Annotated in this window: 12 protein-coding genes, 1 tRNA gene, 1 other RNA gene and 2 pseudogenes; 3 read left to right on the top strand and 13 right to left on the bottom strand. The window is 65.8% G+C overall.

The features are described 5' to 3' along the window. The 13 genes and pseudogenes from ACLFQI_RS08155 to rsmI all read right to left on the bottom strand — a co-directional run. Positions 1 to 208: pseudogene (locus tag ACLFQI_RS08155) on the bottom strand (hypothetical protein); the annotation flags it as partial. Between the two features lie 228 nt (positions 209 to 436). Beyond that, positions 437 to 1,123, bottom strand: coding sequence for a DUF3782 domain-containing protein (locus ACLFQI_RS08150; protein ID WP_410758411.1), 687 nt, complete (start codon positions 1,121 to 1,123; stop codon positions 437 to 439). 131 nt (positions 1,124 to 1,254) lie between these two features. Further along, the gene (locus tag ACLFQI_RS08145) at positions 1,255 to 1,500 is read right to left on the bottom strand and encodes a hypothetical protein (RefSeq protein WP_410758410.1); all 246 of its coding nucleotides are present in this window, start codon (positions 1,498 to 1,500) and stop codon (positions 1,255 to 1,257) included. A 239-nt stretch (positions 1,501 to 1,739) separates the two neighbouring features. After that, a tRNA-Gln gene (locus tag ACLFQI_RS08140) sits at positions 1,740 to 1,813 on the bottom strand. Positions 1,814 to 1,880: 67 nt separating this feature from the next. Beyond that, positions 1,881 to 2,267: a 30S ribosomal protein S9 gene (rpsI, locus tag ACLFQI_RS08135; protein ID WP_410758409.1), complete on the bottom strand. Its 387-nt coding sequence runs from the start codon at positions 2,265 to 2,267 to the stop codon at positions 1,881 to 1,883. A 35-nt stretch (positions 2,268 to 2,302) separates the two neighbouring features. Then, a complete protein-coding gene (rplM, locus tag ACLFQI_RS08130) occupies positions 2,303 to 2,731 on the bottom strand; it encodes a 50S ribosomal protein L13 (protein ID WP_410758408.1) in 429 nt (142 codons plus the stop codon). A gap of 95 nt (positions 2,732 to 2,826) precedes the next feature. Continuing rightward, the gene (sbcB, locus tag ACLFQI_RS08125) at positions 2,827 to 4,281 is read right to left on the bottom strand and encodes an exodeoxyribonuclease I (protein WP_410758407.1); all 1,455 of its coding nucleotides are present in this window, start codon (positions 4,279 to 4,281) and stop codon (positions 2,827 to 2,829) included. 140 nt (positions 4,282 to 4,421) lie between these two features. Further along, positions 4,422 to 4,766: a 50S ribosomal protein L19 gene (gene rplS, locus ACLFQI_RS08120; RefSeq protein ID WP_410758406.1), complete on the bottom strand. Its 345-nt coding sequence runs from the start codon at positions 4,764 to 4,766 to the stop codon at positions 4,422 to 4,424. A gap of 8 nt (positions 4,767 to 4,774) precedes the next feature. Further along, entirely contained in the window at positions 4,775 to 5,554 is a 780-nt protein-coding gene (gene trmD / locus ACLFQI_RS08115) for a tRNA (guanosine(37)-N1)-methyltransferase TrmD (protein ID WP_410758405.1), read from the bottom strand. A 54-nt stretch (positions 5,555 to 5,608) separates the two neighbouring features. Then, a complete protein-coding gene (gene rimM, locus ACLFQI_RS08110; RefSeq protein WP_410758404.1) occupies positions 5,609 to 6,130 on the bottom strand; it encodes a ribosome maturation factor RimM in 522 nt (173 codons plus the stop codon). 54 nt (positions 6,131 to 6,184) lie between these two features. Next, the gene (gene rpsP, locus ACLFQI_RS08105; RefSeq protein WP_410758403.1) at positions 6,185 to 6,451 is read right to left on the bottom strand and encodes a 30S ribosomal protein S16; all 267 of its coding nucleotides are present in this window, start codon (positions 6,449 to 6,451) and stop codon (positions 6,185 to 6,187) included. Positions 6,452 to 6,598: 147 nt separating this feature from the next. Next, positions 6,599 to 6,984, bottom strand: an RNA gene (gene rnpB / locus ACLFQI_RS08100) — RNase P RNA component class A. 5 nt (positions 6,985 to 6,989) lie between these two features. Then, the gene (rsmI, locus tag ACLFQI_RS08095) at positions 6,990 to 7,859 is read right to left on the bottom strand and encodes a 16S rRNA (cytidine(1402)-2'-O)-methyltransferase (RefSeq protein WP_410758402.1); all 870 of its coding nucleotides are present in this window, start codon (positions 7,857 to 7,859) and stop codon (positions 6,990 to 6,992) included. A 126-nt stretch (positions 7,860 to 7,985) separates the two neighbouring features. Between rsmI and ACLFQI_RS08090 the strand changes: the two genes are divergently transcribed. The 3 genes and pseudogenes from ACLFQI_RS08090 to ACLFQI_RS08080 all read left to right on the top strand — a co-directional run. Next, a complete protein-coding gene (locus ACLFQI_RS08090; protein WP_410758401.1) occupies positions 7,986 to 8,681 on the top strand; it encodes a hypothetical protein in 696 nt (231 codons plus the stop codon). A 21-nt stretch (positions 8,682 to 8,702) separates the two neighbouring features. Then, positions 8,703 to 9,278 carry a FlgO family outer membrane protein gene (locus tag ACLFQI_RS08085; protein WP_410758400.1) on the top strand — a complete coding sequence of 192 codons (576 nt, stop codon included), beginning with the start codon at positions 8,703 to 8,705 and terminating at the stop codon, positions 9,276 to 9,278. 154 nt (positions 9,279 to 9,432) lie between these two features. Then, positions 9,433 to 9,931 (top strand): annotated as a pseudogene (locus tag ACLFQI_RS08080) (penicillin-binding protein activator); the annotation flags it as partial.

The raw sequence follows: 9,931 nt of genomic DNA, 5'->3' as shown, positions 1-9,931 counted from the left end.
TGTCGGCAGTGCGTCGGGTGGTCTTGGCCTCGCGCACGATCTGCTGGAATTCCTTATCCAGAAACTGCACGCCTTGCGACCAGTCGATCTCGGCGTGGATGGCTGGGAACAGCAGTGCGAGGAACTCGGGGAAGAACCGCTCCAGCGCCTCTTTCCAGGGGCTATCGTGGTCGCTTGCCGGCGATGCCGAGGGGGCGTAGGTGGTCATGGGGCGGGTCGGCTCCATTGACGCGAGGCGGTTGAGTCACTGTCCATTTTTGGCTTCCCGATGATCGCCGAACAGGAGTCCGAGCGGATGTTATTCGCCGTCCTCGGGGGTGTTCTTAGACGGTTGCTCGGGTTGTTCGGACTGCTCATTAGCCAAGCGCGCTCGCAGTTAGTGGTTGGTCGATGGCGCTGAGGCTAAAGGTCGTTCGCGCGCCATCGGCGTTATGACTTACCACACCTTGGGCTCGAAGCGGGCATCGTTGCGAATCTCCATCGCGTCGCCAGATTGGGCGAGCACGAACAAGCCGTTGCGATAGGCATAACGGCCGACCTGCTCTGGCACTACCATACCGGCCACGGCACCGAGTAGTTGGTAGCCGCCGAAGGGCGGAAAGCACTGTTTGAAGATCGCAAGCAGCCCGAGATGCTCGTTGACATCATCGACGCCGAGGTGGGATTTGCACTCCACCGCCACCGCGACCTCGCGGTTGACAGCGAGCAGATCAACCTCGGCGATGACCTGCCCGCGATCGTCATAAGCGATCATGTTGGGCACAACCTGATGCACCGGCAGTTCGCGTTCGCGCAGCAAGCGCACGACCCCGGGGCGCACCATCTCCTCGACGAACTCGCCAAGGCGGTTGCCCTGACGGCCTAAGGCTTTGTTGACTTCACGAATTTGGCGGTCGGTTTCCCGCATCATTTCCTTGATCTGGCGGTCGGTCTCCTGAAGCTGGCGGTCGGTCTCCTGCGCCAATTCCTTTATCTGGCGGTCGGTCTCCTGAAGCTGGCGGTCGGTCTCCTGCGCCAATTCCTTGATCTGGCGGCCGGTGTCCTGAAGCTGGCGATCGGTGTCCTGAAATTTGCGGTCGGTTTCCCGAAACAGATTAAGAATGTCTTCATAGGTCACAGACATCATCGATGCTCCAATGCAAGGTGACGGCGCCGAGGGCGTGCGGTGTAAGAGATCGGGCTTGCCCGGTGCGACCGCGATGACGGCGTGTATAGATTGACATTACCCTAGATTGTCTAGGCTACTGAAAAAATTTAGTCACAGCTGGCTTCCAGTTCGGCCCAGCATTCGGGCTCGGCGTAGTCAAGCCGTTTGACCACGGGGAATTGGAAGTCAACCCGACAGTTCCAGAGCGCGGCGCTGAACTGCGTTGGGCGGAAATGGCGATCAGCATCGGCGAGCACGGCGAGGCTGGCGACCGGCACCTGGTAGCGGTCACGGACTTTATAGTGGTCGGTGAACATGCGCTCGGCGAAGGCGGTTTCGCGCTCGCCTTGCACTTCGACATGGATCAGTACCCAGACGGCGGTGCCATCGCGCCGAGTTTGCCGATTGGCTTCAGCGTCGTGGGCGAGTACGCGGACCGATCTCTCCGCCTAGCCGCCTAGCGACGGCCCTTCGGGCTCTCCAGGCTATGGTCGCTCGACCTGATTGCCGAACGACACTGACCCGGAAGCCCAGATTCCACGGGATGTTCGTGTCCGCGCGTCAGGGCGGATGGGTATAAGCGGGCTTGAGATGGCTGGGGGACTAGGATTCGAACCTAGGTTGACGGAGTCAGAGTCCGTAGTCCTGCCGCTAGACGATCCCCCAAAAGAGTCGGACGCGGTCGAGCCTGGGTCGCGCACCAGGCTCGCCAACACCGATGTTAACGCATCGATTAACGCTTTGAGAACTGCGGCCGCTTGCGCGCCTTGTGCAGGCCGACCTTCTTACGCTCGACTTCACGCGCGTCGCGGGTCAGGAAGCCGGCGCGGCGGAGCGGCGAGCGCAGGCGCTCGTCATGACCGACCAAGGCGCGGGCGATGCCGTGGCGGATGGCGCCGGCCTGGCCGCTCGATCCGCCGCCGACCACGGTGGCATTGATATCGACACGGTCGACCAGATCGACGGCCTCAAGCGCCTGGCGCACCAGCATGCGCGCGGTTTCGCGACCGAAATATTCATCGAGCGAGCGCCCGTTGACGTTGATCTGCCCGGAGCCGGTGCTCAGGAACACGCGCGCCGAGGAGCTTTTACGACGCCCTGTGGCGTACTGTTTTTCCATGGTTCAGGTTTCCGAGAAGAATGCAGTGGTGTCGACTAGATCTCGAGCGGTTGTGGTTGCTGTGCCGCGTGGCGATGCTCGGGGCCGGCGAAGACCTTGAGCTTTTTGAGCATGGCGCGGCCGAGCGGATTGCGCGGCAGCATGCCCTTGACCGCGAATTGGATGACGCGCTCCGGGTGCTTGTCGAGCATCTGCCCAAGGCTCGCCGAGCGCAGATTGCCGATGTAACCGGTGTGGCGGTAGTACATCTTATCGGTCATCTTGTTGCCGGTGACCCGCACCTTGTCGGCATTGACGATCACCAGGTAATCCCCGGTATCGACATGCGGCGTGTAGGTCGGCTTATGTTTTCCGCGCAGCCGGCGTGCACACTCGCTCGCGAGCCGACCCAGCGTCTTGCCTTCAGCATCGATCAGGTACCAAGCCCGCCGGACTTCAGCCGGCTTTGCGCTTTGGGTTGTCATGGCGTCGCTCCCAGCGAGTCCTCAGTAAAAAAGATAGACCGCTTAATATAAACAATCCTGGCGACCCTCGCAACTCTCTCGCATCGAGAGGCGCATCAAACATCCTCGGCCGTCATCACCCGCTCGCCCCAGTGCGCGAGCCGGTCGAGGATCGCCAGCGCGCGCGGATCGTTGCCGTATTCGGCGCGCAGGCGTGCGAGCCTGTTCTCATACTCGTCGATGGTCAGCGCGGCACCGGCGTCGGGATCGGTCAGGCGTTCGAGGCGCCAGGCATCCCAGTCCTCGCGCTCGTCCGCGCTCAACGTCTCTGGCCAACTGCGCGCGCGCATCCGAAAAAGCAGGGTCGGCAGACGCGCGTCCTCGAAGCGTGGCTGTGCTGCGGCCAGCTCGGTCGGCGAGAGCGCGCTGAGCTGATCCATCAGGCGCCGATCTTGCGGCGAGAAGAAGCCGCCGCTGTAGAGCATCTGGTCCGGATCATCGATCACCGGCTTCGTCGCCGCGTCCTGGGCGAGATACGCATTCCGCAGGCGCTCGGCGATCTCGGCGTGATGATGGCGGGCGCGGCGTGCGTGCTCGGCGACCTGCGTCGGATCGATGCGCCAGCGCTCGGCGGTGGCCGCCGAGGTCAGCGTCTTCATCGGCGCCAGCATCGGCGCGGCGTTGATCTTGACGCCTTTCACCGGCAACCGCTCGATCCCGGCGGGCCGCTCGTTGCGCTGGGCGAACAGGCACTGTTGCAGCGCATCGGGCGACAGCTCGAGGACTTGGGTCGGGTCTTGGCGCAGATCGAAACAGAGCGCCTGGTTCTTCTGACTGGGATGCTGCGCAACCTGGACGATCGGCGCGATGCAGCCGAGGGCCGCCGCATAGCGCTGCGAGCTGTGCAGCAAGGGCTGGCCAGTGGCGAGCTGATCGGCGACAAACCGTTTGTCGCGGAGCTTCAGCGCATAGGCGAACAAGCGCGGCTGAGCGGCCTTGAGCAGCCGCGCCAGCGCCAGGGTCGCGCGCACGTCGGCGAGCGCATCGTGGGCGCCATCGTGGGCGATGGCATTCGCCGCCGTCAGGTCTTCAAGCTTGAACGAGGCCACGCCCGGCTCGCGCTCGGGCCAGTGGATGCCCTCGGGCCGCAACGCATGCGCGAGCCGCAGCACATCGATCAGGTCCCAGCGCGAGTTGCCGTGTTGCCAGGCATGGGCATAGGGGTCGATCAGGTTGCGATAGAAGAGCCAATTGTTGACCCGCTCATCGAACCTGTGACTGTTGTAGCCGACCGAACAGGTTTCGGGCACTGCAAGCTCGCGCTGGATCGCGCGCGCGAACTCGGCCTCTGGCAGGCCGCGCGCGAGCGCTTGTTCGGGCGTGATGCCAGTGACCAGGCAGGCCTCGGGTTGGGGCAAGAGGTCGGTCGCCGGGCGCGCGTAGCAGACGAACGGCGCGCCGATCTCGTTGAGGTCGGTATCGGTGCGCACGCCGGCGAACTGACAGGGCCGATCACGCGAGGGGTCGTTGCCCCAGGTCTCGTAGTCGTACCAGTAGAAGCTCGCCGCCATGGCTCAGCCCAACCGGAGCGATCGGACGAGTCGGACCCACCGGCCCGGCCGCTCCATCCGCGCTTGCTGGCCGAGACGGAGTGGTCGGGAATGGCGACCCGCGCCTGGCTGCCAAGCGGCGCCCAACAGCGGTCTCCGGCTCAGACCTTCTCTTTGATGCGCGCGGCCTTGCCGGTGAGTCCACGCAGGTAGTAAAGCTTCGCGCGTCGCACGTCGCCCCGCCGCTTGACCTGAATCTCGGCGATCGCCGGGCTGTGGGTCTGGAACACACGCTCCACGCCCTCGCCATGAGAGATCTTGCGCACCGTGAAGGCGGAGTTGAGGCCGCGGTTGCGCTTGGCGATGCAGATGCCCTCGAACGCCTGCAGGCGCTCGCGATCGCCCTCCTTGACCCGCACCTGCACCACCAGGGTGTCGCCCGGGGCGAATGCGGGCACCGATGGGCGCATCTGCTCTTGTTCGATTTGCTGGATGATATTGCTCATGTCATTGCTCACTGTTGTTCCGATCCGACGCTCGGCCGCGACCGTGACGCCTCCCGAAGATAGTCGTCGAGCAGGCGCTGCTCGACCTCACTCATGCCTCGCGCTTGCAGCAACTCTGGACGCCGCTGCCAGGTTCGCCCCAGCGCTTGCTGCAAGCGCCAGCGCTCGATCGCCCGATGATCGCCGCTCAGCAGCACCTGCGGCACGCGCTGCTCGCCGATCGCTTCCGGCCGGGTGTAATGGGGGCAGTCCAATAACCCGTTGGCATAGGAATCCTGGCGCGCCGAGTCGGCATGGCCGAGCGCGCCCGGTAGCAGCCGGATCACCGCGTCCATCACCACCATGGCCGCGAGTTCGCCACCGCTGAGCACATAGTCGCCGATGGACCATTCCTCGTCGACGCAGTCCTCGATCAGGCGCTCGTCGACCCCTTCATAGCGCCCGGCGACTAGCACCCAGCCGGGCGCGGCGCTGATGCGCTCGATCCGCGCCTGATCGATGCGCTCACCCTGCGGCGACAGGTAGGCGACGCGACTGCACACCCCGGCGGCGGCGGCGTCAGCCCGGGCGGCCTCGATCGCGGCGCGCAAGGGCGCGTAACGCATCACCATGCCAGGACCGCCGCCATAGGGCCGATCATCGACGCTGCGATGCACATCGGTGGTGTCATCGCGCGGGTTGCGCAGGTGGATCGCGGCGATCCGCCGCTGCAAGGCCCGCGCCACCACGCCCTCTTCGGTCAGCGCGGCGAACTGCGCCGGAAACAGGGTGATGACATCGAAGCGCATGATTGTCGCCCAGGCGTTCGCCCTGGTTTCCGCTGATGAACCGAGGTGCGAACGCTAGAACGCCGGGTCCCAGTCGACCAGCAGCCGACCAGCCTCGAAATCGACCTCCAGCACATACTGTTCCCACACGAAAGGCAGCAGGCGCTCGCGTTCCCCGCGCACCACCAAGACATCGTTGGCGCCGGTCTCGATCAGGTGGCTGACCTGGCCGAGCGCGACGCCGGCGCTGGTCTCGACCCGCAGCCCCTGCAGATCGATCCAGTAGAATTCGTCCGCCGAGGGCGGCGGTAGCTGATCGCGTCGGATCGCGATCGTCTTCCCGCTCAGGGCGCGCGCCTGATCGCGATCGTCATAACCCTGCAGTTGCGCCACCAAGCCCTTGCCCTGCCGGCGCCAGGCCACGACGCGATGCGCCTCACCATCGATTAGCCAGGGCGTGTAGCCGAAGATGTTCTCGATCGGGCTGGTCTCCGAAAAGACCTTCAGCCAGCCGCGCACCCCATGGGCACCGAGAAGACGACCGAGGACGACGGTCTTGGGTGCCGCGCCGCCCGAGGCATCAGCGCCTGCGTTCATGGGCCCGCCGCGAGCAAGCCGTTGGCAACGACGAGGATGCGCGCGGACTCGCTGTTAGGCGGCAACCGCGGCGTCGGCGTCCTTGGCCGCTTCCTTGAGCAGCTTGGTCACGCGCTCGGACGGTTGCGCGCCCCGTTCGAGCCAATGCTGGGCGCGCGCGCGATCGACGCGCAGGCGACTCTCGCCACCGGTGGCGCAGGGATTGAAGAAGCCCAGGCGCTCGATGCAGCCGCCATCGCGCGGCTTGCGGATGTCGGTGACGACGATCTGGTAGAACGGACGCTTCTTGGCGCCGCCGCGGGTGAGTCTAATCTTGACCATCGCTATTGATCCAAATACTCGCTATCGGAAGAAAAACCGGATGCATACTGGCGCTAGGACAGCGGCCAAACGTAACACGCCATGATACCTGAGCGTTTGCGCTCGGGAAAGGAAAAATTTCCGCTGACACGATCGCCGGCGGTGGGGATCGGGAGCCGGCCTGTAAGCCGGGTTCTGTCGTGGACAGTCATTCATCTGGGACGCGGGTCACCCCGCGCCTCAAGCGACCTACCCGGGAGCGCATGCGGGCCGCATGTCGCGGCCGAGGCCGCTGGCTCCCCTATTTGGTCTTGCTCCGGGTGGGGTTTACCTTGCCGTCGCGTGTTGCCACCGACGCGGTGCGCTCTTACCGCACCTTTTCACCCTTACCGCCCGCTCGCGCGGGGTTGGCGGTTTGTTTTCTGCGGCACTGTCCGTAGGCTTTCGCCCCCCAGGCGTTACCTGGCACCCTGCCCGATGGAGCCCGGACTTTCCTCCGCCCAACGCGCGCGTCGAAGCCGCTCGCGCCAGGCCGCGACTGTCCGGCCGACTCCCGTGCCTAGTCTAGCGTCTCGCGGCCAACCTGACCATGGGGCCGAGCGGATTCATCCGACTGATCTCGCGCCGCCAAGGCCGCTTTATACAATCGGTTGCGCGCGCCGCCGGTGATGGCCGCAGTCAGCGCCGCCGCCTGCTTCAACGGCAGCTCGGCCGCCAAGAGTTCGAGCACGCGCAGCTGTTCGGCGCGCTCGCGCTCCTCGTCGCCGCGCGGATCGCCCTCGATCATGATCACCAACTCGCCGAGCTGCTGCTCGGGGTTCGCGGCCACCTGCTCGGCGAGCGTGGCGAGGCGATCGACGAGAAAGGTCTCGAAGCGCTTGGTCAGCTCGCGCGCGACCACGGCGCGCCGCTGCGCGCCCAGGCCCTCGGCGAGATCATGGAGGGTCGCCGCGGCGCGGCGCGCGCTCTCGTAACAAATCAGGGTGCCTGGTTCCTTGGCGAAGCCTTGGCACCAGGCCAAGCGCTGAGCGCTGGTGCGCGGCGGGAAGCCGACGAACAGGAACCGATCGCTCGGCAAGCCCGCCGCCGACAGGGCACAGATCGCAGCGCAGGGGCCCGGGATCGGCGCGACCCGCAGCCCCTGCTCGCGCGCGGCGCGCACCAGCAAGAATCCAGGATCGCTGATCAGCGGCGTGCCCGCGTCACTGATCAGCGCCACCGTCTCGCCGGCCTGCAGCCGCTTGAGCAGGCGCGGGGCCATCTGATCCTCGTTGTGCTCGTGATAGGACAGCAGCTCGCCCGCGATCCCGAAGGCGGCGAGCAGGGGGCGGCTGTGTCGAGTATCCTCGCAGGCGATCACATCGGCCGCGGCCAGCACCTGCTGGGCGCGCGCGTTAAAATCCTCTCGATTGCCGATCGGTGTCGCCACCACGTATAGTATTCCCGCCAAATCACCCCCCTACCGGTCGGTTTCGTTACAACACGCTCCCCTCCTAGGGGCCTGGGAGACCAGGCGGGGAGCCTGGGCACGCGACCCGAGCAACAGGAGATGCTGGTGTCTTTATCACGATTCGCCCTTCTTGCCCCTGTCATCGCGAGCGGTCTTGTGTTGAGCGGCTGCTTCTACACCAATGCCGCCCAGGTGCCGATGGCCAAGACCTATCCCTACAGCGAGCAGCAGCGCATGCAGGCGGCGCATCATTGGCAAGTGCTCGCGGAGTATGAAGCCAAGGGTATCCTGCAACAGCACCATCTGCGCTCGACCCCGCTGTATCTACCCGAACGCACCGATCGCACCAGCGGCGAATTCGCGCGCGGTTATCGCGCCCTGCTCACCAGCGAGCTGGTCTCCGGCGGCGCCATCGTCAAGAAACGACCGGCGGGCGCGGTGACCGTCGATTTCGACGTCGAGGTGGTGCATCACTCCGACCGCGGCTTCGTTCGTCCCTATCCGGGGATGCTGACCCTGGCCGCCTTCGCCTCCGGCGTCTCCGTGCTGGTGGCGCCCTCGAGCAAGGCGGGACTGGCCTTGATACCGCCGGTCGTGGCCGCGGATGTCACCAGTGGCAGTTGGAACTACGTCGGTGACGAGGAGATCATCATCACCACCGAGATCACCGACAGCGAACGGGTGCTCTATTCCTCCTCCAACATCTATTACATCAACCAGGGCGATCGCCGACACTATGCGCCGCACCGCGTCCCGAAGCCGCCGCCCGTGCCCCGGGTGGCCTTGGATAACCACTGGTAGGGGGTTGCGATGAGCCAAACCATGCACTTCATCGCCGTCGCTCGCCGCTGCTGGCTTGGCCTCGCCGCGCTCCTGCTCGGCGCACTGTTGACCGGCTGCCTCCCGGCCGCGAGCGCGCCTTATACAAGCTATACCCTGAACCACGAGGCGCCCAACCTCTCCGCCGAGATCAGTGCCGCCGCCAAGCGGCTGTTGGACGTCAATCCCTCGCTGCCGCAGCACGGGCCAATGATCGCAACGACCTTCGTCGACATCAATGACCTGCGCGCCTCCTCGACCTTCGGCCGCATCAGCGCGGAACTCTTCGCCTCGGCCCTGGCGCAGGCCGGCATTCACATGCGGGAAGTAAAGATGCGCGACAGCCTGTTCATCGAGGAGCGGCTCGGCGAGCTGATGCTGTCACGCAATGTCCGGCGCCTGCGGGACGACTATGCCGCTAACTCGGTCCTGGTCGGGACCTATGCGCGCGGCGAGAATCGCGTCTATGTCAGCGCGCGGGTGGTGCGCACCCGCGACGCCGTGGTGTTGGCAACGGCGGATTTCAGCCTGCGCCTGGATAATAATCTGCGCTCGATGCTTGCCGGGCGCGCCTGGTGAAGACCTTCGGTTGCGTTCACAGGAGGGCATGATGCCTGCTCAGCGTTCCGCTCGGCCGCGCCGACAAACAGCCCTTCCCTGGCCGCGTCAAGGCCGTTCGAGCCTCCACGCAGGCGTTGAACGCTGCGCTCCATGCGCGCGCAGCGGCCCACTCGTGCGCCTCGCCGCGCTGATCATGATCGTCGCCACCAGCCTCATCGCCGGCTGCGCCATCGATCCGGTCCAAGACGCCGCGGGCCTGCTCGAGCGCTTGCCGCCCAATGCCCTCGCCGAAGCACGCCGGCTGGAGCGCGACGGCCAACCCAGCGCGGCGGCCGAGGCCTATCTGGCGCTCGCCGCCAACGCCGCCGCGCCCCTGCGTCAACAGCTCGAGATCGAGGCCGCCGAGGCCTTGCTGCAGGCGGGCGAGGCGCGCCGCGCGCACCGGGTCCTGCTGGCCCTCGATCGATCGGCCCTGACCGCCTCGCAACGCCCGCTGGCGCTGCTGCTGCAAGCCGATGTGGCGCTGAGTCGCGGGCGCGCGGCCGAGGCGATCAGCAGCCTCGACCGCGTCAATCAAGGCTCGCTCCCAGCGCCTCTGAAGAAGCACTACCTCGGCTCCCTGGCGGCCGCCTACAGGCTTGGCAACCAGCCCGTGCGCGCGGCCGAGACGC

Origin of the sequence: Halochromatium sp., assembly GCF_046541315.1 — a bacterium.
Taxonomy (GTDB): domain Bacteria; phylum Pseudomonadota; class Gammaproteobacteria; order Chromatiales; family Chromatiaceae; genus Lamprobacter.
Note: the sequence above shows the minus strand (reverse complement) of the source record. Positions and strands in the feature narration are given on the sequence as shown.

What these genes read in the sequence shown, in the direction of transcription:
- rpsI (WP_410758409.1), bottom strand. Translation starts at nt 2,267, where the DNA reads ATGGAAAAACAGTACGCCACAGGGCGTCGTAAAAGCTCCTCGGCGCGC.
- sbcB (WP_410758407.1), bottom strand. Translation starts at nt 4,281, where the DNA reads ATGGCGGCGAGCTTCTACTGGTACGACTACGAGACCTGGGGCAACGAC.
- trmD (WP_410758405.1), bottom strand. Translation starts at nt 5,554, where the DNA reads ATGCGCTTCGATGTCATCACCCTGTTTCCGGCGCAGTTCGCCGCGCTG.
- rplM (WP_410758408.1), bottom strand. Translation starts at nt 2,731, where the DNA reads ATGACAACCCAAAGCGCAAAGCCGGCTGAAGTCCGGCGGGCTTGGTAC.
- rimM (WP_410758404.1), bottom strand. Translation starts at nt 6,130, where the DNA reads ATGAACGCAGGCGCTGATGCCTCGGGCGGCGCGGCACCCAAGACCGTC.
- ACLFQI_RS08085 (WP_410758400.1), top strand. Translation starts at nt 8,703, where the DNA reads ATGCACTTCATCGCCGTCGCTCGCCGCTGCTGGCTTGGCCTCGCCGCG.
- rpsP (WP_410758403.1), bottom strand. Translation starts at nt 6,451, where the DNA reads ATGGTCAAGATTAGACTCACCCGCGGCGGCGCCAAGAAGCGTCCGTTC.
- rplS (WP_410758406.1), bottom strand. Translation starts at nt 4,766, where the DNA reads ATGAGCAATATCATCCAGCAAATCGAACAAGAGCAGATGCGCCCATCG.
- ACLFQI_RS08150 (WP_410758411.1), bottom strand. Translation starts at nt 1,123, where the DNA reads ATGTCTGTGACCTATGAAGACATTCTTAATCTGTTTCGGGAAACCGAC.